This is a genomic window from Halostagnicola alkaliphila (genome assembly GCF_055379965.1).
The window spans coordinates 2,781,776-2,804,730 of record NZ_AP043826.1 but is presented as its reverse complement, the minus strand read 5'-3'; the positions used below and the strand labels follow the sequence as shown (position 1 = coordinate 2,804,730).

At 61.9% G+C, this 22,955-nt stretch carries 21 protein-coding genes and 1 tRNA gene; 9 read left to right on the top strand and 13 right to left on the bottom strand.

Going from position 1 to position 22,955, the window contains the following annotated elements:
- Window positions 1–22 precede the first annotated feature (22 nt).
- A complete protein-coding gene (locus ACZ5C7_RS19270; protein ID WP_464378479.1) occupies window positions 23–1,297 on the top strand; it encodes a DUF418 domain-containing protein in 1,275 nt (424 codons plus the stop codon).
- Between the two features lie 9 nt (window positions 1,298–1,306).
- Here the strand turns inward: ACZ5C7_RS19270 and ACZ5C7_RS19265 are convergent, their stop codons facing one another.
- Both ACZ5C7_RS19265 and ACZ5C7_RS19260 read right to left on the bottom strand, forming a co-directional pair.
- Window positions 1,307–2,107 (bottom strand): alpha/beta fold hydrolase, encoded by an 801-nt coding sequence (locus tag ACZ5C7_RS19265; protein WP_464377879.1) that lies wholly within the window; start codon window positions 2,105–2,107, stop codon window positions 1,307–1,309.
- Between the two features lie 89 nt (window positions 2,108–2,196).
- Entirely contained in the window at window positions 2,197–2,880 is a 684-nt protein-coding gene (locus tag ACZ5C7_RS19260) for a helix-turn-helix domain-containing protein (RefSeq protein WP_464377878.1), read from the bottom strand.
- 204 nt (window positions 2,881–3,084) lie between these two features.
- Here ACZ5C7_RS19260 and dnaK point away from each other — a divergent pair, with 204 nt between their 5' ends.
- The 4 genes from dnaK (at window position 3,085) to ACZ5C7_RS19240 (ending at window position 7,932) form a co-directional block, all read left to right on the top strand.
- The gene (dnaK, locus tag ACZ5C7_RS19255; RefSeq protein WP_464377877.1) at window positions 3,085–5,055 is read left to right on the top strand and encodes a molecular chaperone DnaK; all 1,971 of its coding nucleotides are present in this window, start codon (window positions 3,085–3,087) and stop codon (window positions 5,053–5,055) included.
- An 89-nt stretch (window positions 5,056–5,144) separates the two neighbouring features.
- Window positions 5,145–6,311, top strand: coding sequence for a molecular chaperone DnaJ (dnaJ, locus tag ACZ5C7_RS19250; RefSeq protein ID WP_464377876.1), 1,167 nt, complete (start codon window positions 5,145–5,147; stop codon window positions 6,309–6,311).
- 133 nt (window positions 6,312–6,444) lie between these two features.
- Window positions 6,445–7,038, top strand: coding sequence for a DJ-1/PfpI family protein (locus ACZ5C7_RS19245; protein WP_464377875.1), 594 nt, complete (start codon window positions 6,445–6,447; stop codon window positions 7,036–7,038).
- A 96-nt stretch (window positions 7,039–7,134) separates the two neighbouring features.
- Window positions 7,135–7,932, top strand: a complete 798-nt coding sequence (locus ACZ5C7_RS19240) for a hypothetical protein (protein WP_464377874.1) — start codon at window positions 7,135–7,137, stop codon at window positions 7,930–7,932.
- 3 nt (window positions 7,933–7,935) lie between these two features.
- On the opposite strand, the gene ACZ5C7_RS19235 is transcribed toward ACZ5C7_RS19240, so the two are convergent.
- Together ACZ5C7_RS19235 and ACZ5C7_RS19230 are read right to left on the bottom strand one after the other, a co-directional pair.
- On the bottom strand, window positions 7,936–8,109 hold the full coding sequence (locus ACZ5C7_RS19235; protein ID WP_464377873.1) for an HVO_2523 family zinc finger protein: 174 nt from the start codon (window positions 8,107–8,109) through the stop codon (window positions 7,936–7,938).
- A 200-nt stretch (window positions 8,110–8,309) separates the two neighbouring features.
- Entirely contained in the window at window positions 8,310–11,435 is a 3,126-nt protein-coding gene (locus ACZ5C7_RS19230; RefSeq protein WP_464377872.1) for an adenosylcobalamin-dependent ribonucleoside-diphosphate reductase, read from the bottom strand.
- 418 nt (window positions 11,436–11,853) lie between these two features.
- Between ACZ5C7_RS19230 and ACZ5C7_RS19225 the strand changes: the two genes are divergently transcribed.
- The gene (locus ACZ5C7_RS19225) at window positions 11,854–12,030 is read left to right on the top strand and encodes a hypothetical protein (protein WP_464377871.1); all 177 of its coding nucleotides are present in this window, start codon (window positions 11,854–11,856) and stop codon (window positions 12,028–12,030) included.
- Window positions 12,031–12,293: 263 nt separating this feature from the next.
- On the opposite strand, the gene trpG is transcribed toward ACZ5C7_RS19225, so the two are convergent.
- Genes trpG through trpD form a run of 4 tightly spaced genes read right to left on the bottom strand, consistent with a single transcriptional unit; the run spans window position 12,294 to window position 16,305 of the window.
- Window positions 12,294–12,905, bottom strand: coding sequence for an anthranilate synthase component II (gene trpG / locus ACZ5C7_RS19220; RefSeq protein ID WP_464377870.1), 612 nt, complete (start codon window positions 12,903–12,905; stop codon window positions 12,294–12,296).
- Window positions 12,902–14,614: an anthranilate synthase component I gene (gene trpE / locus ACZ5C7_RS19215; RefSeq protein ID WP_464377869.1), complete on the bottom strand. Its 1,713-nt coding sequence runs from the start codon at window positions 14,612–14,614 to the stop codon at window positions 12,902–12,904. The genes trpG and trpE overlap by 4 nt, the downstream gene beginning before the upstream one ends.
- A gap of 27 nt (window positions 14,615–14,641) precedes the next feature.
- Window positions 14,642–15,298, bottom strand: coding sequence for a phosphoribosylanthranilate isomerase (locus tag ACZ5C7_RS19210; RefSeq protein ID WP_464377868.1), 657 nt, complete (start codon window positions 15,296–15,298; stop codon window positions 14,642–14,644).
- Window positions 15,295–16,305, bottom strand: a complete 1,011-nt coding sequence (gene trpD, locus ACZ5C7_RS19205; protein ID WP_464377867.1) for an anthranilate phosphoribosyltransferase — start codon at window positions 16,303–16,305, stop codon at window positions 15,295–15,297. The genes ACZ5C7_RS19210 and trpD overlap by 4 nt, the downstream gene beginning before the upstream one ends.
- 174 nt (window positions 16,306–16,479) lie before the next feature.
- On the opposite strand from trpD, the gene ACZ5C7_RS19200 reads away from it, so the two are divergent.
- A tRNA-Val gene (locus ACZ5C7_RS19200) sits at window positions 16,480–16,554 on the top strand.
- Window positions 16,555–16,794: 240 nt separating this feature from the next.
- On the opposite strand, the gene ACZ5C7_RS19195 is transcribed toward ACZ5C7_RS19200, so the two are convergent.
- The 4 genes from ACZ5C7_RS19195 to ACZ5C7_RS19180 all read right to left on the bottom strand — a co-directional run bounded on the left by ACZ5C7_RS19195 (window position 16,795) and on the right by ACZ5C7_RS19180 (window position 19,761).
- Window positions 16,795–17,562: a hypothetical protein gene (locus ACZ5C7_RS19195; RefSeq protein ID WP_464377866.1), complete on the bottom strand. Its 768-nt coding sequence runs from the start codon at window positions 17,560–17,562 to the stop codon at window positions 16,795–16,797.
- Window positions 17,563–17,647: 85 nt separating this feature from the next.
- A complete protein-coding gene (locus ACZ5C7_RS19190; protein WP_464377865.1) occupies window positions 17,648–18,430 on the bottom strand; it encodes a YihY/virulence factor BrkB family protein in 783 nt (260 codons plus the stop codon).
- Window positions 18,431–18,546: 116 nt separating this feature from the next.
- Entirely contained in the window at window positions 18,547–19,302 is a 756-nt protein-coding gene (locus tag ACZ5C7_RS19185) for a CAP domain-containing protein (RefSeq protein WP_464377864.1), read from the bottom strand.
- 153 nt (window positions 19,303–19,455) lie between these two features.
- Complete coding sequence (locus ACZ5C7_RS19180) at window positions 19,456–19,761, bottom strand: lycopene cyclase domain-containing protein (RefSeq protein WP_464377863.1); 306 nt, start codon at window positions 19,759–19,761, stop codon at window positions 19,456–19,458.
- A gap of 102 nt (window positions 19,762–19,863) precedes the next feature.
- Between ACZ5C7_RS19180 and ACZ5C7_RS19175 the strand changes: the two genes are divergently transcribed.
- Window positions 19,864–21,021: a CBS domain-containing protein gene (locus tag ACZ5C7_RS19175; RefSeq protein ID WP_464377862.1), complete on the top strand. Its 1,158-nt coding sequence runs from the start codon at window positions 19,864–19,866 to the stop codon at window positions 21,019–21,021.
- A gap of 84 nt (window positions 21,022–21,105) precedes the next feature.
- Here ACZ5C7_RS19175 and radB read toward each other — a convergent pair whose 3' ends face one another.
- Complete coding sequence (gene radB / locus ACZ5C7_RS19170; protein WP_464377861.1) at window positions 21,106–21,825, bottom strand: DNA repair and recombination protein RadB; 720 nt, start codon at window positions 21,823–21,825, stop codon at window positions 21,106–21,108.
- A 322-nt stretch (window positions 21,826–22,147) separates the two neighbouring features.
- Here radB and ACZ5C7_RS19165 point away from each other — a divergent pair, with 322 nt between their 5' ends.
- On the top strand, window positions 22,148–22,915 hold the full coding sequence (locus ACZ5C7_RS19165) for a RuvC family protein (RefSeq protein WP_464377860.1): 768 nt from the start codon (window positions 22,148–22,150) through the stop codon (window positions 22,913–22,915).
- Window positions 22,916–22,955 lie beyond the last annotated feature (40 nt).

The window sequence follows — 22,955 nt, the reverse complement described above, 5'->3', positions numbered from 1 at the left end:
CACCGTGTCGGCTGAAAGCTCAATGGTCGACGGGCGAACTGAATCGACCGACATCGAATCTGTTGACGATCCGGGACCGACAGCACCCTCGGACCGCATCCTGAGTCTTGATGTGCTCAGGGGATTCGCACTTCTGGGCATTCTCGTTATCAATATCTGGCTCTTTGCCCTGCCGACGATCGGCTGGCTAAATCCGTCGATGTACGGGAGCTTTTCCGGCGTCGATTACGCGGCCTGGCTCTTCGGTCACGTCTTCTTCGAACAGAAGTTCGTCACGCTGTTTACGTTCCTCTTCGGCGCGGGGATCGTTCTGTTCATGAACTCGAAGGAGCGAAAGCACCAGCCGGCGCGACAACTCCACTTCAAGCGGACGTTCTGGTTGCTCGTGATCGGGCTGACCCACGCCTATCTGCTGTGGTATGGGGACATCCTCGTCATCTACGCGCTCTGTGGCTTTCTCGTCGTGTTCGTCCGGAACTGGCGACCGAAACGGCTCCTCGCGCTCGGACTCGTCATGTTCGCGCTCCCGGCCCTTTTCTATCTTCTGACCGGCGTCGGCTACGTGGCGGCTGAGCCGGGAATGCAAACTGAAATCGAGAACGAAATCCTCGTCGGATCGGGCGCAGATCCCGACGCGATCGACGATGAAATCGACGCCTATCGGGGGAGCTGGAGCGAGCAACTCGAGCACAGATTCTCGACCGTCTTGATGCTCCAGACCGTCGGATTCGCGCTCGAGTCCTTCTGGACGTACGGCGGGCTCATGATCGTCGGAATGGCGCTTTTCAAGTGGGGCGTTCTCTCGAACCAGCGGAGCACGCGGTTTTACCGACGGCTCCTCGCCGTCGGCGGGATAGCGGGGGTGGGTCTGATCCTCACCGGCGTCTGGTACCGCGAACTGGTCGGCTGGGATACCGGGTACGTTCTCCTGTTGGCCCATCAGTTCAACTACTGGGGATCGCTGTTGCTCGCACTCGCGTACGTGTCGGGGATCATGTTGCTCTGTCGAGCGGCGGCGAGCGGATACGTCGCAACCGCGCTCTCGGCCGTCGGCCGAACCGCGTTCTCGAATTACCTCCTCCAGACCGTCCTCGCGACGACGATCTTCTACGGCCACGGCCTCGGGTTATTCGCCACGTTGAGCAGGGCCGAACTCCTCGGTGTGGTCGTAGTGATCTGGGCGATCCAGGTGCCGCTGTCGGTCGCCTGGCTGCAGCGGTTCCGATTCGGCCCCGTCGAGTGGCTCTGGCGGATGCTCACCTACGGGGAGCGTCAGCCGATGCGTCTCGGGAACTAGTCGAACACGCTACTCCGTCGAATTCGTTCGCCGCACGTCCTCGAGAAAATGCTGAACCTCGGCCAGGGTCCGTTCCGGCGCTTCGACGGCCCCGAGGTGACCGACGCCCTCGAACTCCACGAGGCGACCGTCGAGGAGCGCATCGTGGACCGCACTGACGCTATCTCGAAGGTGCGACGGCCCCTCACTCCCGGTAAGCAAGAGCGTCGGCGCGTCGACCTCGAGCGTGTCGGGAAGGCGATGCTCCTCAAGCGCTCGGTCCATCCGAGCGGTGTTTTCGACGTGTTTGACACAGTCGGGCCAGGCCGGCCACTCCTCGAGCCAACGGCCGAGGTCGTCGATCTCGCCGCCGTGGATCACCTCCTCGAGATGCAGTTTCATCGCCTCGCGGCGGTTTCCGTCCTTGAGTTGCGCCTGCATCTGGGATGCAAGGTCCGCTCGCTTCCGGTACTCGCCGACGAGGTAGGCGGGTTCGTAGGCGATGACCGCCTCGACCGACCGCTCGCGGGCGGCCTCGATCACCTGGAGGCCGCCGAAGGAGTGGCCGAACAGGATCGGATCGCCGGTGACCGAGTCGATCACTGCTCGAGCGTCTTCGACTTCTCGTTTGATTCCGTACTCCTCGGCGTCGCCGCTGTCGCCGCGTCCGCGCCGGTCCGGACGGACGACGGTAAAGTCGTCGGCTAGTCGGGGAACGAGCGGTTTCCAGTAGTGGCGCGTCCCGCCGCCATGGAGGAGGACCAGCGGCGGTCCGTCGCCGTCTGTTTCGTACGCGATACTGGTCCCATCCGCTGACGTGATCGTTTGCATGGGTACAAGAACAGGGAGGATGCCAGTCAGCCTAAGCCCGTCTCGAAATGATTCGGCAGTTTATACGAGGTCGGCGTGGCCTCGTCGGCTCATTCGGGTAACGGCGGCCAGGTCGAAGCGGCGGTGGTCTCGATCAGGTGCGTCTGCGCGCGACGGAGCCGTTCGGAGAGCGACGACGGCGAGATTTCGAGTTCGTCTGCGACCGCCTCGAGCGAGGCACCACGGGGGATCTCGTAGTATCCCATCTCGTAGGCGATCCGGAGCGCCTCGCGCTGGGGATCGGTCAGTCCGTCGCCCGGCTCCTCGGGTTCGCCGCCGCGGCCGAGTCGTCGAAGCGAAAATCCCGCGTTCTCCTGCCAGAATCGGCGGAACTCGTGGAACGCGCCGCGGTTGGCGAACCAGCCGGTCTGGATCCACCCGTTCGGCGTGGCTCTGATCCGCTCGATGGCCGACTCGGTGGTCGCCAGGGCACGGAGCCCCGAGAGGTCGACCTGGCCGCCGAGCTGATCCGCTACCCCGACGGCTGGGACCACCTGATAGCGACGGGTCTCGCCCGCCTCTCCGAGTACCGTATACGCCGCGGCGAACGACGACGACTCGAGCGCGCGCTCGACCGCATCGTGTGAACCGTCCGTTACGTGGACAATAAACGGGGGGCGATCACCGTGGTTGAACTGGATCTGAACCTCGATGGTCGCTGCCGGGACGGCGTCGGCCACTTCGACTAACGGGAGCGCTTCGCAGTGGATTTCGAACTCGGCGACCAGTCCCATGCTGAGACGGTTTCGATCGATGGCTATCCATGTGTTGATACGACCGAGCCCGTCGATTCGCGGACCGGAGACTCGAGAACCCCGATATTTTATTCGATTCCCAAGTACCGAGAGTCGGCGGTAAACGGGCTCACGTGGCGTTTTATTCGCACGGCGATCGTAGCTAGTAAGCTTTAAAACAAAGTGCGCATTAGACCATCCCAGATGACGAGCAACAAGATTCTCGGGATCGACCTCGGGACGACGAACAGTGCCTTCGCAGTGATGGAAGGCGGTGACCCGGAGATCATCGTCAACTCGGAGGGAGACCGAACGACGCCGTCGATGGTCGCGTTCACCGACGACGAACGGCTCGTCGGTAAACCGGCCAAGAATCAGGCGATTCAGAACCCCGAAAAGACCATCTCCTCGATCAAACGCCACATGGGCGAAGAGGATTACACCGTCGAAATCGAGGGCGAGGAGTACACGCCCGAAGAGATTTCGGCGATGATTCTCCAGAAGATCAAACACGACGCCGAGGAGTACCTCGGTGACGACCTCGAGAAGGCCGTGATTACGGTGCCGGCGTACTTCTCGGACCGACAGCGCCAGGCGACGAAAAACGCCGGCGAAATCGCCGGCTTCGACGTCGAGCGGATCATCAACGAGCCGACCGCGGCGTCGATGGCTTACGGCCTCGAGGACGACTCCAATCAGACCGTTCTCGTCTACGACCTCGGTGGCGGAACGTTCGACGTCTCCATCCTCGATCTGGGCGGCGGCGTCTACGAGGTCGTCGCGACAAACGGCGACAACGACCTCGGTGGCGACGACTGGGACCACGCCATCATCGACTGGCTGGCAGAGCAGTTCGAGAACGAACACGGCGTCGACCTCCGCGAGGATCGACAGGCCCTCCAACGGCTCAAAGACGCCGCAGAGGAGGCCAAGATCGAGCTCAGCAGCCGAAAGGAAACCGAAATCAACCTGCCGTTCATCACGGCGACCGACGACGGCCCGATCCACTTAGAAGAGAGCATGACTCGAGCCAAGTTCGAGTCGCTCACGTCGGATCTCATCGAGCGCACGGTCGAACCGACCGAGCAGGCGCTCGAGGACGCGGGCTACGGGAAAGGCGACATCGACGAAGTGTTGCTCGTCGGCGGCTCGACCCGGATGCCACAGGTCTCGGACAAGGTCGAGGAACTCATCGGCGAGGAGCCACAGAAGAACGTCAACCCCGACGAAGCCGTCGCGCTCGGCGCGGCGATTCAGGGCGGCGTCCTCGGCGGCGAGGTCGACGACGTCGTTCTGCTCGACGTGACGCCGCTCTCGTTGGGCATCGAGGTCAAGGGCGGCCTCTTCGAGCGACTCATCGAGAAGAACACGACGATTCCGACCGAGGAGTCGAAGGTCTTCACGACCGCCGCGGACAACCAGACCTCGGTCCAGGTTCGGGTTTTCCAAGGCGAGCGCGAACTCGCCGAGAAGAACGAACTGCTCGGCGAGTTCCACCTGACCGGCATCCCGCCGGCACCGGCCGGAACGCCCCAGATCGAAGTCGGCTTCTCGATCGACGAGAACGGGATCGTCAACGTCTCCGCGGAGGACAAAGGAACCGGCACGAGCGAGGAGATCACGATCGAAGGCGGCGCCGGTCTCTCGGACGACGAGATCGACCGACTGCAGGAAGAAGCCGAGGAACACGCCGAAGAGGACCAGCAGCGCCGCGAGCGGATCGAGGCTCGGAATTCCGCCGAAGCCGCGATCCAGCGCGCCGAGACGCTCCTCGAGGAGAACGAGGACGTCGACGACGAGCTTCGAGAGAACGTCGAAGCAGCCGTCGAGGATCTCGAGGAGACGATCGACGACGGGGATGCCGAAGCCGACGACATCGAGGAGGCGACCGAGACGCTGAGCAAGGAGCTTCAAGAGATCGGCAAACAGGTATACCAAGACGCCGGCGAAGGTGCGGCGGCGGGCGGTGCAGGTCCCGGCGCTGGGGCGGGCGGAGCCGCTGGTGCAGGAGCAGGACCAGGCGCAGCAGCCGGTGCAGGCATGGGCGGCGGCATGGGTGGCGGACCCAACCCGGGAGCGGGCGGCCCGGACGCGGATGACGACGAGTACGTCGACGCCGACTTCGAAGACGTCGAGGACGACAGCGACGAAGACGCCGACGGCGACGACTCCTAGCGACTTCGAACGCTCGGTTGCGGCGATTCTTCAGCGAGCAGCACAAACGTTCGTTTCAAGTGGCTCAATCGATTACCGTGGACTAACGAATGAGTGAGGATTTCTACGATGTTCTCGGCGTGAGTCCGGACGCCTCTCCCGAGGAGATCAAGCAGGCCTATCGAACGAAAGCGACGGAGTATCATCCCGACGTCAGCGACGATCCCAACGCCGAAGAGAAGTTCAAGAAGATTCAGAAGGCAAAGCAGGTCCTGACGGACGAAGAGAAACGAAGCGCCTACGACCGGATGGGCCACGATCAGTACGAACAGGCCGAAAAACACGGCTACGACGCGAGCGGTGGCGGTGCTGGCGGCATGGGTGGTGGCCCCTTCGGTGGTATGGGCGGCGGCGGTATGGGTGGCGGCGGGGGCGGCCTCGGCGATATCTTCGAACAGGTCTTCGGCGGAGGCGGCGGCCGCGGAAGACGCGGCCCTCGAAAAGGCAGAAACATGCGAACCGGACTCGAGATCGATCTCGAGGAAGCCTACGACGGGGCCCAAAAGCAGTTCACGATCGCCCGTCCCGAGGAGTGTGACACCTGTCACGGCGAGGGCCATCCGCCGGAAGCGGACGCAGAAACCTGTCCGGAGTGTCAGGGTCGCGGACAGGTTACCCAGGTCCAGCAGACGCCGCTCGGACGAGTTCAACAGACGACCTCGTGCCCGCGCTGTGAGGGCGAGGGGACGCTTTACTCCGAAACCTGTAGCGACTGTCGCGGCGAGGGCTACGTCCGCGAGGAAGTCTCCCTCACCGTCGACGTTCCGGCGGGCATCCAGGACGGCCAGACGCTCAGGATGGAAGGCGAAGGGAGTCCGAGTCCGGAGGGCGGTCCGAGCGGCGACCTCTTGATCGACGTCTCGATCCGCGAGCACGAGGAGTTCGAACGCGACGGGAACGACCTCCGATACAGACTCCCGATCTCGTTCCCGCAGGCGACCTTCGGCGACACGGTCGAAGTGCCGACGCTCGATGGCGCGGCCGAGTTCGAGATTCCGGACGGCACCCAGAGCGGCGAAACGTTCCGCCTCGAGGGCAAGGGCATGCCGCGACTCCAGCGACGCGGGAGCGGCGACCTCTTCGTGCAAGTCCAGATCGTCACACCCGACAGTCTGAACGCCGAACAGCGAGAAGCGCTCGAGGAGTTCGCGGAAGCCGGCGGCGACGAGATCGAAGTCAACGAAGGGTTCTTCGAGAAGATCAAGCGGGCGTTCTAAGCGGCTAACCTGTCTCGGGATTTCGTTGTCGTCGGTCGATCGACGAACGGCTGAATTTCCTGTCAGTCTCGATACCACGGAACGAGGCTTATTTCGGTGGCCGTGGGAGTGGCCGATGGGTGAACCCAAACCCATGCCAGCACAACAAATCCTGCTACTCGCCGGCGATTTCGTCGAAGATTACGAAGTAATGGTTCCGTTTCAGGCCCTCGAGATGGTCGGCCACGAGGTCCACGCGGTCTGTCCCGAGAAAGAAGCCGGAGATACCTGTCCGACGGCGATTCACGATTTCGAAGGCGACCAGACCTACACGGAGAAGCCGGGGCACAACTTCGAGTTGAATCACGATTTCGACGCCGTAGATCCGGACGAGTACGATGCGCTCGTCGTTCCGGGCGGGCGCGCACCCGAGTATCTCCGAACGTACGAGGAGGTCCTCGAGATCGTCCGCCACTTTTTCGAGGCCGACAAACCCGTTGCGGCGCTGTGTCACGGCGCGCAGATCCTCGCCGCCGCGGACGTCCTCGAGGGACGAACCTGTACGGCCTATCCTGCACTGCAAGCGGACGTCGAAGGCGCAGGTGGGACGTGGGAAGACGGCGTCGTTCGAGACGACAACCTCGTTACGGGACAGGCGTGGCCCGATCATCCGGAATGGCTCGCCGAGTTTTTAGACGTGCTCGGAACCGAAATCGATCACGCGAAGCCGGCTCCGGCGGACGACTGATGCCGTTGGCCGGATCGGACAGGACCGTCCGATCGCAGTCTCCGTTCGGACGATTCGAGTCGGCGGTCTTTTTCCGCTCCGAACGAATTGCCACGTATGACCGCAGCAACGGTCGGTGACTTGTTCACTCGAGAGCGCCGAACCGACCGACCCGCACTCGAGGATACGACCGGCCGAACCTACGACACCCACTGGCTCTGTACGAGCACCTGGAAGGCCGGGAATTTCCTCCGCCACAGCGGAGTGCGGGAGGGCGTCCGCGTCGGCGTCATCGGATCGGGACCGATGGCGCTCCTCTCGTTCTTTGGTACCGCGCTGCTGGAGGGGACGGCCAGATTTGATCCGCCGAAGAGCCTCGCCTCCGACGCTCCCGGAGCGTCGTCCGCGGATGTCGACGCGTACCGGGCGATAGTTGCACCCACTTCGAGCGTCGGCGACTATCGCCTGCCGGAGGGTGCTCAACGGATCAGTTACGGCGAGAGTCCGGAGGATCCGGCCGTCCATCACCTCGATACCGGCCTCTGGAGCGAGAACCCCTCCTTCCCGCCGATCGATATCGCTCCCGAGACGCCCCTGTTGACCGACGGCGAACGAACCCTCACCCACGGAGAAATCGTCGAGAGCGGGCGGGAGGTCGTCGAATCCTACGGACTCGAGTCGGGAGACCGCGTCGTTCTGCGGGCGCCGCTTTCGGATCCCCGGGCGGTTGCTGCCGGCCTGATCGCGCCCCTGCTCGCCGACGGCGTCTGCGTCCTCTCGAGTGGTCCCGAGAACTCCGAAGCGGTCAATTCGGACGCACCTACGGGCGAGCGTGGGGCCTACGCCGTATCGTCTGAGAATCGCGAATCGACTCCCGAGCCCCGGCGCATCGATCTCGAGAGCGTCTCGCTCTAGACTTCAGAGAAACGGATCGCTACAGTCGATGACGACGCCGTGCTGTGGGCAGACGTACTTGCAGTGGCGCTTGTACATCGCCGTTTCGCAGAACGGACACGGCGGTCCGGTTCCGTGCTCGAGGTCGCGTTCTACTCCGGTCGTCTCCCCGGAATCAGTCTCGTTACGGTTGCTCATTGGTATTCTTCGTCCGCATTCCGGCCGACTTCTCGTATCCCGTTCGACGGCTGGCGTCACTATCAACGTGACGACTGCTCGAGAGAGACGTTCGGAAAATCGAATCGACGAGCCAAACGTCGCGTTGACGAATCGAAGGTGAAATCGACGAGTCGGTGTTCGAATCGCAGAAACTCAGCTACGAGTCGATACGGTTCCGGTTAGCACTCGCTCCAGCCGCAGGACTCGCAGGTCTTGCAGCCTTCGGAGAAGTACAGCGAGAGCGATCCGCAGGACGGACACTCCGGGGACTCACCGGCGTCGATGAGATCCTGGGTGGCGTCGTGGTCCTCCTTGACAGGCGACTGGGCTTTGGCACCGCCGTCGGTCTCGTGATCATCGGCCGGCTCGACGGCCACGTCGGCGTCGGCCGACTCCTCGAGAGTCGCCTGTTTCGGATACGGTTTGTCGATCTCGTTGTCGAGGTATCGACGCATCGCGGTTCCGATGGCGTCCGGAATCGACTGAATCTGCTCGCCTTTGTCCCAGGCGACTTTCGGGCTGCGCGTGCCACAGAGTTCGTCGACGATCTCCTCGGGATCGACGCCGGAGCGAAGCGAGGTCGAGATGACCTTCGCCAGGGCTTCGGTAAAGGAGTTCGTGAAGCCACCGGAGTGGCCGATGTTCGCGAACAGTTCGAACGGCTGGCCGGTCTCGGGATCTTCGTTGATCGTCACGTAGATTTTCCCGTACCCGGTGTCGATGCGCTGGCTGACGCCCTGCAGGGCGTCCGGTCGCTCGCGCTTCTCGGTGAAGTCGACGTGTACCGGTTCGCTATCGACATCGGCCAGCAGCGATTCGACGTCTTCCTCGAGGATGTCCTGTACGTTCTCGCTCTCGAGGAACGCCTCGAGTCCGCCGAAGATTTCCTCGATCTGGTCGACGAGCGTTTCTGCCGCTTCGGTTTCGTCGGCGAAGTCGGCGTTGTCCGCGCGGGTCGTCAGCACCTGTTTCGAGCGGGTGCCGTCGCGGTAGTAGGTGACGCCCTTACCGCCGTTGTCGTAGACCCACTCGAAGACTTCCTTCGCGTCCTCGAGCGTGGAGTCGTTCGGGGCGTTGACCGTCTTCGAAATCGCCGAGTCGACGCCGTTCTGGCAGGCACACTGGACCGCAGCGTGTTGTTTCGCCGAGAGGTCGCTGGTGATGACGAACAGTTCGCCGATGGCGTCTGGAACCGTCTCGAGGCCTTCGACGCCGTCGAACCGGTTGGTCGCCATCTGCTCTTGGGCCTCTTCCTTGACGGCGTCGACGTCGATATCGTTGTCCTCCAAGGTGCGCAGGAAGTAGTCGTCGAACTCGACGAGCATCTCGTCGCCCTGCACGTCGTCGGTGACGTTCTTGTAGTAGGCGACGTTGTAGATCGGTTCACAGCCGCCGGTCGTGTTACCGACCATCGACGTCGTTCCGGTCGGCGCGATCGTGGTGACGTTGTGGTTGCGGATCGGGAAGCCGTCGGCCCAGTCGTCGGCGTCCTCGCCGGTCTGGTGTTCGAACCACTCGCGGTAGTCGGTCGGGTTCGCGTACTTGGACTCGTTCCAGTCGTTGAACGAACCGCGTTCGGTCGCGAGTTCGTGACTCTTTGCCTTCGCGCCGTGGTTGATGTGAGTCAGGAGCTGGCTGGCGATCTCGTTGCCCTCCTCGCTGCCGTACTTCACGCCGAGTTGGACGTACAGCTGCGCGAGACCCATGACGCCCAGACCGATCTTGCGCATGTCGCGGACGGTCTGTTCAATGTCTTCGACGGGGAAGTCCGACATCGTGACGACGTTCTCCAAAAAGCGCGTGCCGTACTCGATGCGTTCGTCGAACTCCTCGAAGTCGATGGCCTCCTCGAGGAAGGCCTCGATGGCGGCTTCGTGGGAGTCGAACTCATCGGCGTGTTCCTCGGACCAGACGCGCCAGTCGGGCGCGTCGAGGTCTGCGAGCGTCGAGAGGTTGATGTGGCCGAGGTTACAGGCTTCGTTCTCCTCGAGGGGCTGTTCGCCGCAGGGGTTCGTCGCGAGGATCTGGTGGTCTGGCTCTTGCTCGACGTCGAAGGAGTGTTGCTTGTTGACTCGCTCGAGGTAGATGACGCCGGGTTCGCCGTTTTCGTGCGCGCCTTCGACGATGCGCTCGAAGATGAGTTCGGCGGGAATCGAGAGCGGTTCGCCGACCTCGACGTGCTCGGCGAGATCGTAGCGACCGTACATCTCCTTGGTCTCCTCGGTTGCGATGTGTGGCTCTTCCGTGCGTGGGTTGGTGAACGTGTACTCCTCGTCGTTCTGGACGGCTTCCATGAAGTCGTCCGTGACGCCGACGGAGATGTTGAAGTTCGAGAGGTGGCCTTCGACGGCGTTGCGCAGGTGTTTGGGAACGCGGCCGTCCTCGTCGATCAGATCCCGAGACTCCTCGAGCGCTTCGCTAAAGGAAGTGTAGGTGTAGTCGTCGGGGTCGTTGAGACGGAGCGTGTGGGCCAACGAGACGTCCTTGTTCTTCGCGTGGATGAACTCGATAACGTCGGGGTGGGAGACGCGCATGATCCCCATCTGGGCACCGCGTCGGGTCCCGCCCTGGGCGATGGTCTCGCAGAGCTGGTCGTAGGTCCGCATAAACGTGATCGGTCCGGAGGCGATGCCGCCGGTCGAACCGACGGAGTCGCCGAACGGACGGAGCTTCCAGAAGCCGTAGCCGACGCCGCCGCCGGACTGGAAGACCTCGGCCGCCTTCTTTGCGGTCTCGTGAATATCCGAGAGGTCGTCGTCCGGAGACATGACGAAACAGGCAGAGAGCTGTTGGAGTTCGTCGCCGGCGTTCATCAAGGTCGGCGAGTTCGGCATGAACGAAAGCGATTCCATTCCCTCGGTGAACGTCCCGGCGACGTCTTCGACGTGCTCACGGACCTCCGCGGGGAGTTCCGGAACGACGGTGTCGTAGGCGAACTTGTTGACGTTCGCTTCCGTGAGCGTCGTTTCCACGTCGTCGGTTGCCGTGACACCCTCGCCAAAGACCTCCTCGGCGAGCTCGTCGCGTCGCGGGTGGTCCGGCTTGAGCTGATCGGGCGTAACCGCGATCTCGAGATCGCGTCTTTCAGCTTCATACGGCGCTTCTGCGAGCGCAATGTTCCGTCCGACGCGCTCGAAGAGATCTTCCTGACTCTCGATCAGGTCGCCGTTTGCGTCCTTGCGAAGGTAGCGAGCCGGCAGAATATTCTGATACGCGTTGTCGGTCATGCGCTCTTCGAGGGCGTCCCCGTCGGTGCGCTTGATCGGCAGTGTTAGATCGTCCGCAGAGAGATCTGACTTACTCATGCGCGAGACACCTCGAGGCAAAGACGTCGCAGCCTGCCATTTCCGTGCTGAAGTTGGTCCTCGTTCGAATCATTCGTGACGAAAGTCTGGTATTCATGCATTCCTCATAAAACGTGGTGATCCAGTCCTATCTTTCTTGTATTAGCACAATTTCACTTGGACAGAAGTCTCTGCCAAGTATTGTGCGATGGTCTGTAGTGCGACAGCCGAGACGGCCGTCTGCGTGGGTAACAGCTAGTAGGGAGTGGACGGTCTTAATGATTTTCAGACCGAACTGAAAGTAGAATATTCAGTTGATTTATTCATCCATATCCACCCGTTCAGGGTGTTACGGGACAGTCTCGTGGTAGTTACGTTCATCGCGCATCGTTTTTCACGACACCAGAAAGGTTACGTCCTTCCGTTCAACATATCCAATATGATCGGCGTACTCACAGGATCGACGATGTTCCTCGTCATGGCAGCACTCGCTGCCCTCCTGGTCGCTGTCATCGCTATTCGTATCGCAATCAAACTCGCAATCCGGGTTGGCATACTGGCCGCGGTCGTTCTCGGTGCCTACTATACCGCTGGCTACTTAGGATATGTCGGATAGTCGACACCGAAACATCCACAGTACCGCTTGATAGCGGAAATCGCAGTACTTCCAAAATCGATCATGCAACGGTTCTCTCCACGTTCTTTCGAAGTACCCAGAGACATCGAGTAGTGGCGGTCCAAGCCTGAACTAATGGGTGAAATCGATGGCGTGTTCCCGATTTCACTCATCAGTCGACGCTTGGAACGGTAGTAGATAGTCACCGGGAACTGACTAGTTACGGGACTCGATATCGCTGAGGGAGGCTGTTCGAAGCTTCCTCAAACGATCTCGAGGAAGTTTTCGATCAAATCGTGTCCGACTGCGGTCAGCACACTCTCTGGATGGAACTGCACGCACTCGATCGGATACTCGCGGTGACGCACGCCCATCACGAGCGTTTCGGAACCGTGGTCGGCCGTCGCCGAAACGTCGAAACACTCCGGAATCTCCGTCGCGACGAGCGAGTGATACCGGCCCGCGCGGAATCCGTCCTCGAGTCCGTCGAAGACGGTCGTTCCGTCGTGATCGATCGAGGACGCCTTTCCGTGAATCGGATCCGGGGCTCGGCCGACCGATCCCCCGTACTCGTAGACGGCTGCCTCGAGCCCGAGACAGACCCCGAGCGTCGGAACGTCGGTACTCACTTCTCGGAGTACGTCCATGGAAACACCGACGTCGCGGTCGTGTTTCGGATGGCCGGGGCCGGGACTGATAATGATCGCATCCGGATCGACGGCTCGCACCTCGGCGAGCGAGGCGGTGTTCTTTAGCACCTCGGTGTCGGCGTGCTGGCTCACGTACTCGACGAGGTTGTACGTGAAGGAGTCAAAGTTGTCGATGAACAGCACGGTCGGACGAGCGGCGTCGCTCGAGGATGCGGTCGTACTCATTTGGACACCTCCGTGGCGGCCGTCACGGCGGGGGGCTCCTCCTCGATCCGCTCGAGGGCGGCGAGTACGCCGCCCATCTTCTTTTCGGTCTCCTCGTACTCCGCGGTCGGGTCGCTATCGGCGACGAGACCCGCGCCCGCCCGAACCGTTATTCGCTGCGAAGCCGTGACATCCGCGGGCGTGTCGTCCTCTACCGTCGCCGTTCGAATCACGATGGCGAAATCCGCGTCGCCGGTCCAGGAGTAGTAGCCGACGCCCCCGCCGTACAGTCCGCGCGGTTCGGTCTCGAGGTCGTCGATGATCTCCATGGCGCGAACCTTGGGGGCTCCCGAGAGCGTTCCGGCGGGGAACGACGCTCGAGTTGCATCGAACGCGTCGGCGTCGGCGGTTATCTGGCCGGTTACGGTCGATTCGATGTGCTGGACGTGGCTGTACTTGAGGACGTTCATGAACTCCTCGACGCGGACCGAGCCCGCTTTCGAGACGCGTCGAACGTCGTTGCGCGCGAGGTCGACCAGCATCGTGTGCTCGGATCGTTCCTTGTCGTCGGCGAGCATCTCGCCCGCTAACCGTCGATCCTCGACGGGGCTCGAGCCCCGGTCGCAAGTTCCGGCGATCGGATTCGACATAACCTCCGTTCCTCGTACCGAAAGCAGGGTTTCAGGACTCGCGCCGACGACGGTGAGGTCGCCGTGATCGAGGAGGTACATGTACGGCGAGGGATTCACGTCGCGCATCGCCTCGTAGAAGCCGAGCGGGTCGATATCGCCGTAGAGCTCTCGAGTCCGCGAAATCACGCCCTGATAGATGTCGCCGTCGAGAACGTGCTCTTTCGCCCGCCGAACGCTCTCCTCGTACTCGTCTTTCGAGCCCGCAACCTCGCCTTCGCGGACGAACCCGCCAGTTTCGGGTTCCTCCGCTGCGTCGAGAATTGACCCGACTCTCTTTGCTTCCTCGCAAATATCCTCGTATACGGCGGCTGGATCGTCATCCGGCTCCAGAACCGGCGTAAACACGAGCGAGATCGTTCCGTCGCGCTCGTCGAACGCGAGCGTCTTCGTCGTGAGGACGAACTGGGCGTCCGGAAACCGTGAGTCGGGTCGCTCGAGTCCGACTTCCTCGAGCCAGAGATCGTAGACGGCGTCGTAGGCGAGAAAACCGACGAGGCCGCCCTCGAGGTGCTGTCGATCGCGATCCGGGATGTTCGCAAGTCGGACATCCGGGAGCGCGCCACGGAGCGAATCGACGGTGTCGCCACTCTCGTTCGGTTCGATCAGGTCGATCGGGGCGCTGTCGGAAAGCGCCTCGACGGTCGTCCCGTCGGGGCCGACAGTTACGACGGCCTCGGGATCGTAGCCGACGTACGAAAACCGGGCGTGGCGTTCGGCCTCCGCGGAACTCGGCCGAAACGCGCCGTCCGGATCGCTCGAGGGCGTCTTCTGTGCGCTTTCCAGCAAGAAGGCGTAGGGGTTTTTTCCGCCGTCTTGCTTTTGAGCCACGTTGGGGTTCGAAGAACGCCCGGTAAGCCCCGCGTAGGCAGCCAGTGGCGTCGTCTCGAGGTCGTACGTCGCGACGATGCGAACCACAGCTGGCCGCTCATCCGAAGCGCCAGCGTGTTCGCAAAACTGCGCATGATCGAGGTCGAGATCGAACGCGGGAGATTCGCTCGTTCGGTCCGCGTGTTCGGAATCTGTCGTGTGTTCGGTCATGAGATCAAATTCGTTAGATGTGGGGGTTTAGGGTCCCGATTCGATGGTCTGAGCGTCGCCGATCGCGCGATCGATGAACGATGCAACTGCGTCCGGATCTTTGACACCACCACGAGCCTCGACACCGCTCGCGACGTCGACGGCGAACGGATCTGCCGTGTGAACTGCGTCGGCGACGTTATCGGGCGTCAGTCCTCCGGCGAGAATAACCGGTGATTTGAGATCCGCGGTTTGGGCTCGCGTCCGCTCCCAGTCGTGAGTTCGACCGGTTCCGCCGCCGCCGTCCTCGTCCATCGAGTCGACGACGAAACCGTCGACCATATCGTCGTACGATTTGGCGGTCGAGACGTCTCCGGCGTCGACCGCCAGTAAAATCTGGTTCTCGAGTTTCGCACGCAGATACGCGAGATCACCCGGCCGGATGTCGCCGTGAAGCTGGATCGCGTCCGGTTCGATTTCGGAAATCAACTCGATCGCGTGCGCGTAGTTCGATGGCATCGTGACGAGGACGGTCGTGACGAACGGCGGAGCCTCGGAAACGAGTTTCGCGGCCCGCTCCGAGGACACCTCTCGAGGGGTATCGACCGAGACGTCGGAAATGATCCCGATTGCATCCGCGCCCGCATCGACCGCCGTCTGGAGGTCTTCGGATCGGGTCACGCCACAGATCTTGACTCGTGTCATCGTACCTCCGGAGACACCGAACGGAGCCGATCGAGTTTCGACGACGCGTCGCCACTGTCGATAGCGTTCCCGGCGATCGTTGCACCCTCCTCGAGCGAATCCGCTTCGCCGGCGATGTAGATCGCCGCGCCCGCGTTCGCGAGGATTACGTCTCGTTTCGCGCCCGTAACAGTGCCGTCGACGATACCGCGAAGGTCGGACGCGTTCTCTTCGGGCGAGCCACCTGCGATGGCTTCGATACTGTAGGTGCTGAGGCCGAGATCGGTTGGCTCGAGCGTCGTCGTCTCGACGTCGGTGCCGTCGACCTCGGCGGCGACGGTTTCGCCGTGGACTGCGATTTCGTCGGTTCCAGCCCCGTGGACGACCAGCGCGCGTTCGACGTCCATCCGCGAGAGCGCCTGCGCGAGGACGGGAACGAGCTCCGGATCGTAGACGCCGACGATCTGGCCGTCCGCGCCAGCGGGATTCGTGAGCGGACCGAGTACGTTGAATATCGTCCGCATCCCGAGTTCCTTTCGCGGGCCGATGACGGCTTTCATCGCGGGGTGAAAGACCGGCGCGAGCATGAATCCGATCCCGTCCTCTTCGATCGCTCGCTCGACTGCTGGCGGTTCGGCTTCCACGTTGACGCCGACCTCCTCGAGAACGTCTGCGCTGCCCGACGACGAGGAAACCGAGTAGTTGCCGTGTTTAGCGATCGGGACCCCTGCTCCCGCGGCGACGACTGCGCTCGTCGTCGACACGTTGATCGTGTCGTAGTCGTCGCCGCCGGTTCCGCAAGTGTCGACCAGCGGCTCGTGGTTCGGATCGATCGTTCGCGCCGCCTCCCGCATTCCTTCCGCGAAGCCAGCGATTTCGGCTTCGGTTTCTCCTTTCGAGCGCAACCCTGCAAGTAGTGCGCCGATCTGTGCCTCCGTTGCATCTTCGAAGACGGCACTCGAGGCCGCTCGAGCGCCTTCCTGTGTGAGATCTTTCCCGTCAGTCACTCGTTCGACGTACTCCTGCATAGTGAACACCAATGTACGTAGTTGTCTTACAATGTTCAAATGAGTACATCGGCTTAAACGTATCGGACCTCCCGTGGGGATGGCTCGCGTACGCCGTCCGATTCGAAACCTTCAATTATGGTGGTGGGCAACGATTAGTTGCACGAGGCGCGACGGGCGCCGAGAAAACCGGACGGGTTGGTGGTCTAGTCTGGTTATGACACCTCCTTGACATGGAGGAGGCCGGCAGTTCAAATCTGCCCCAACCCACTACTTCTTGCTGCGAGCAAACACGCGAGCAGCAAATTCGTTACGTTGGGAAGTTTGAACTAAGCAAGTCACGCGCAGCGAAGCGAGCATGTCTTGCAGCAGTTCAAATCTGCCCCAACCCATTTTGACGGGACATTACGTGACGAGCGATGCGTGGCGCGTTAGCGCCACGGGAAAGCGAACGGCGAAGCCGTGAGCACAGTGAGCCGAGCGTCACATCGAGAACCGGCGCTCGAGCCACTATCTCGAGAACAACCCTTTGAGCCGTCCGAACAGTCCACTCGAGGATTCGTCCGTTTCTGACTGTTCCGTCCCGGCAGATTCCCCGGCTTCGGGTTCCGCGTCGGGCGACCCGATCGACCCGGAAAGCGGCCCGTCCGTCGACGACCGGGCGGCGCTCGAGGAGGAACCGGAACCGCCGGTCGTCGAGTCGATATCGTCCATCGAAAGTTCGATATCCCCGATGTCGGTCGTTTCCTCGCGGCCCTCGCCGGTCTCTGCGGCCCGAACGTCGGAGCCGGTGACCTCCCCGCGCTCGATGCGCGAAGAGAGGTCGGGGTCGGCATCCTCGGGGGCGGGCTCTCGGTCTGTCCCGTCCGTTATCGTGTCATCATCGGGACTTGGCGCAGAATCAGGATTCCCGTCTGAGTCCGGACTCGAGTCGGCGTCGGCGAGTACGGCAGCTGGATCGGCTGGTTGGCCGGTTTCGATGGTCGTGCTGTTCGGTTTCGGGTCGGGGATGGCGTCGGGTTCGAACTCGGAGTCGCGTTCGTTTTCGCGCTCGATCGAGTTCGCTCTCTCGTTTTGGCCCGACTCCTCGTCTCGGGCCGTCCCCTCGATCCGGTCAGTCACTTCGTTTTGTTCGCTCTCTTCGGCTCGGTCGTCCCGATCCGACTCCGAAGCCGTGTCGATCGAATCGAGAATGTCGTCGACGCTCGTCTCCGAAACGACGCGGTTCGGACCGCCGCCGGGCGTCGATCCGTTTGCAGAATCCGAATCGTCAGTCATCGATTCGGTCTCCAGGCGCTGGCGGCATAACCTTTCTCCACGATCCAGCCGGTTCCCCTCGCGGTCCCGATTCGACCGGCGGAATTCACTCGGCGAGTTCGGGTCTCGAGAGAACGACGTTGAGGACGGCACCGAACAGGATCAACACGCCCGCGAAGTAGAGCCAGGTGACGAACAAGAGGACTGCACCGACGGCTCCATAGGCCTCGTACTGTGCCGCGTTGGCCGCGTAAAGCTGGAATCCCGCCTGAAGAACTGTCCACCCGATAGCGGCGAACACAGCTCCGGGGAGTACTTCCCGTATCTCGACGTCGATGGGTGGAAGGACGTAGTACATCGGCAGGAAGACGAGGAGGAGCCCGAGGATCAACAGTGGCCAACTCAAGAGGCCGACGTACGGAACCGTTCCCGCGAGCAGTCCCAGCACTGCGGCCATCGCGACCATCAATCCGATACCGCCTGCGCCCGCGAGGATAACGACCAGCCCGTCCGTGATCTGTTCGACCATCGAATCCTCGGCGACGGTATCGTACACTCGATCGAACGCGAGGCTAAGACCTCTGAACACCTTCAGGCCACCCCAGGCGGCGACAAGTAGGGCGACAACGGTTGCTTCCGCGCGGCCGGATTCCGTCGTTAGCACGTCCGTGACGAGTTCCTCGCCAGCCTCGGGGAGGAAGTCACCGGCAACCAGGATCAGCTGTTCGGCGGCCTCCTCGCCACCAAGGAGCGAGCCGACGACGATCGCGAGCAGTATCAACGGAATCACCGAGACGAACGCGTAATAGGCGAATCCCGCGGCGAGATACGTAACGTCTCGTTCGCTGGCGGTGTTGTAGATCTCGAGGATCGTTTCTTTCGCGTTCATAGCAGGTACTCGTGCAGACTTGTCGTGCAATCTCGCCAGCTGAGACCGTAAGAATCAGCGGCCGAGATCGTGGAACCGAGACGATAGGCGGTCATCGTAGCGTGTCCACCCACTCGTTACCACTCCGTGCAGAAATTGTGGGTGGCGTAGACCTCCCCGCCTTCGGAGAGGTAGACGCCGACACCGCCGCGATCCCACGCTTGTGTCTCGCCGTCCTCGAGGATCGCATCGCGGTGATCCGGTGAGTTCATCCACTGTTCGACCAGTCCCTCGGCGATCCCCTCCGCGGTCTGGTACTCGGCCGTCGTGCTCTCGTTCGGCGCTTCGACGGATCGCTCGAGCCAGTTCATCGCCAGATTCTCGCCGTAACTTCGACAGTACCCCGCGACGTCGTCGAACCGATCGTACGGATCTTCTCCGTCGGGGTTCGTGTGCGCGAAGTAATCTCGATCGTACATGTCGGCACTGTGGGCTCGAGAGACGGAGGCGACCGTTCCGTCCCACTCGAGAGCTTCGAGATCGTGCTCGGCACGACGATCGTTGACCTCCGCGTGGACGAAGTCCTCGACGTCCTCGGAGGTTACCGTCTCGACGTCGGTTTCGTACGTCGTCCCGTTCGGGTCGTCGGGATCGGCGACCTCGGGGTCGCGTTCGCCAGCGGGTGGCGGATCCTCGCTTGGTGACGGAAGATCGTCGATCTCGTCGACGACCGACGGAGCGATCGCCATCGCACCGATGACGAGGCTACAGAGTAGCCCGATCGTTAGCAATAGTCGAAGCGCCGCCCCCACCTTCGACCCGCCGGTGGCAGACTGCTCGTCGGGTGAATCCGTATCGGAGGCGTCGGTTTCGATCGGGGGACCACGTCCCATTCGTTCGCATTCAAGCGACCGAGTAATAAGACGTTCATGGTTAGTCGCAGCACGTGACACGTGGTTCACACGCGCCCTCGTGCGTTCCTACGGTTGTTCCGGATAGTGTTCTTGCACTATGGTTCCGAACAGCGCTCTGAAACCCTCGAATCCTCAACTGTCCGAGCCGAAAATCGTCTCGTGAAAGGCGATGACCAATCCCGGGACGACGGCCATGAAGAGGTGCTCCTCGAGCGGAATCCCCGCGATATCGATCCCCGTTCGAAGCTTGATGTCGAAGACGCCCACCTCGAGGGTGTACCGATCCCAGACGTAGGCCACCGGATACAGCGCGAGGATCGTCACGACAGCTTTTCGGAGGGCATCTGCCCGCCGAAGCAACACCAGTGCGATCGCTCCCCAGAACAGTTCCGTCACGAGGTAGGTGTACCGACCGAAGACGCTGATGTCGGGAGCCATGCCCCCTAATGAGGCTCCAGCGCAAAAAAAGCGGCTCCCCCGGAACCGTGCGTGGCAGGCGTTATCTTAAATACCCCAGCGCGAGAAGCTTCACCCGTAACGATGGATATCGCTGATATCGCCACCAAAGACTACATCGAAGTAGACGTCGGAACGCGCATGGGGAAGGTCCGTTCGACCTTCGAGAACGGGAACCCCAAAGGAATTATCGTCACCGACGACGGGGAGTACGAGGGCGTCATCAGCGAGCGGGAAGTCCTTCAATCCCACGTCGAGGACGACGCGAAAGTTTCGGCCCTGATCAAGCCGAGTCGAAACTCACCGGCACCGAAACTCGATCGATACGAGAACGTTCGCGAAGCCGCCCGATTGCTCATCGAGAGCAACTCGAAGGTCGCACCCGTGTTCGAAAACGACGACCTCTGGGGCGTCATCAGCGGTGACGCGATTCTCAACGCTGTTCTCGAGAATCTCGATACGCTCACCGTCGGAGACATCTACTCCGACGATCCGATCACGGTCAACGAGGACGATGGGGTCGGAAAAGCGATCAACTACCTCCGAGAGAACGGGATCTCTCGATTACCGGTACTGAACGATAACGGCTACCTGACGGGCGTCGTGACGACCCACGACATCGCCGACTTCGTCATCCGCCAGAACGAACGGATGACGACCGGGGACCGAACCGGCGACAACGATCGAATGCTCGACGTACCCGTCTACGACATTATGAACAGTCCCGTCGAAACGACGACTCTCGACGCGACGGCGAAGGAAGCAGTCGAGGAGATGCTCGACGACGATTACGCCGGCCTGATGGTGACCCCCGGGGACGACGACCGCATCGTCAACGGCATCGTCACGAAAACGGACGTCCTCCGGGCGCTCACCTACACCGAGGAAGAGCACATGGACGTCCAGATCACGAACGTTTCGCTGCTCGATACGGTCACTCGAGAATCGATCACCCAGAGCATCCAGGAAGTCGCCGATAAGTACCAGGAGATGCAGGTGATGCACGCCCACGTTCGCCTGCACGAGCACAACGAAAAGCTCCGAGGGACGCCCCTAGTACAGGTTCAGATTCGGCTCCGAACGAACAAAGGGCAGGTCGCCGGCACCGGCGAAGGCTACGGCGCGGAGAACGCGTTCCGCGTCGCACTGGACAAACTCGAGCGCAACGTCCTCGAGATGAAAGGGATCGCCAGCGACGAGGAGTACCGCGGGCAGTTGCTCCGAAAGCTCAACGAAATCTGACTCCTCGAGCGACGAAACACTGATTTCGTATTTTTCTTGGACGATACCTAGGAACGTGATGTCAGCTTCCGTCGTCCGTTCGGTTCAGAACCCGGATCCGTCGCTACTGCCCTCGAGACCGGAATTGGTGATCGAAAACTGCGCGGATTCGCCGGCCGCCTTGGACCGATGCTTTTCTAGCGTCGCCCGCCGATTGCCGCCGCGAAATCGCTCGATTCGGACGACGACACCCGTCCAGTGCTCGAGGGTGTTGCCTCCGAGCCCCCGCGTTCGGTCCGAATCCGGATCGGCGAACACCTGGTTCGTGAGCACGACCGCGAGATCGTATTTTCGCGCCAGCGAGAGAAGGTGTGTCACCTGGCGAGTGACGCTTCGAAGTGCCTCCCCGCCGTCGCTGTCACCCGTTCGCTCGAGCCGGTAAAAGCCGGTCGCGCTGTCGAGGACGATGAGGTCCGCGCGCTCTGCGAACTCCTCGGCGTCGCGGACGGCTTCTTCTTGCTCCTCGAAGTCGAGCGCGTCCTCGATGACGATGCGGGAGGCGACATCTTCGACCGTCTGGTCGGATTTGTCGGTCCCCACGCGGGCGGACAGTAGTTGCTGAAAACGGTCGACTGAGACGCCTTCGGTATCGATGTAGACCGCCGTCCCGCCGTTCGCGCCCGTTTCCACGGCGCTCGAGAGCGCGAGATTTGTCTTTCCCGCAGCGGGCGGGCCGTACAGTTGTGTCACGGTGCCGCGCTCGAAGCCACCGCCGAGCAACTCGTCGACCGGCGGACAACCGGTCAGAATCGCCTCGTCGTTCACGGTCGAACGTAGGCGGCTGCCAGCAAAAACCCCCCGGAACCGTTCTCGAGCGGGCAACGCGCTCTCTCGAACGGTGTCCGTGGCCAAATTCGCTGATCTGGAACGTCTCGGGACAACGACCGTCCATCGTGTCGAACAGAACGTCGAGTCGAACGATTCGATCGTTCATACGGATCATTGTAACGTTTTACTGGTGATCGCTACCCCTCCGAGCGATCACCGACACTGAATCACAACAGACCGTACAGATTCCGGTGGGAAACGTGATTGTGGAATTGCAAGAACAGGATCGTTTATTTTCCGTCACGGCAAACGATACGGTGTGATTGTCGTCGCAACGACCGACTTCGAAGTCTACCACGGTGTCGTCAACGAACTCCGCGACCGCGGGGCGACGTTTACGACAATCGAAGCCGAGGAGGACCTTCCCGACGGGACCGGCGTCGTCATTACGGGCGAAGACAATGCGAACTCCTTCGAGGATGTGACGACGATCGTCGCATCGCCGGACGAACCGCGTCGCGCCGTCGAGCAGGCGCTCGCCGCCCTTCGTGGGGACGGCGGGCGGACGATTATCGGCGTCGACCCCGGGCGAAAACCAGGGATCGCCGTTCTCGCCGGGGAGATGATCGTCGCCACGTTTCAGGTTCCAGTCGCCGACGCCGTGGACGTGATCAGCCGCGAAGCGGCCGAAGCGGTCGACCCGCTGGTTCGGATCGGCGACGGCTCCCGGCTCCAGAGTGCGAAACTCGTCAACCAACTCGAGGGTGTGCGCGTCGAACTCGTCGATGAGACGGGGACGACCCCCTACCTCGGCGTCGGTGCTCGCGGAGCCGGCGACGTCCTCGCGGCCGCGAATATCGCGAGACTCGAGGGCGAACCCGTCGAGAGTCGGGAGATCGAACCCACCGCAGGGGAGTTGCAGGTGATCAAAGATCGTTCTCGCGAGCAGAGCGAAACGAATCGTGCCATCGACAACTCGCTCGCAGAACGCGTCGCAGCGGGCGAGTTGAGCATCGACGAAGCGCTCGCCGAACACCGGGAGGGCGGTAACTCGGAGCCGACGGACGATGTCCCAGAACGAAACTGACGAAGCGTGATCGGCGAATCGGTCAACAAAGCTGTCGCTA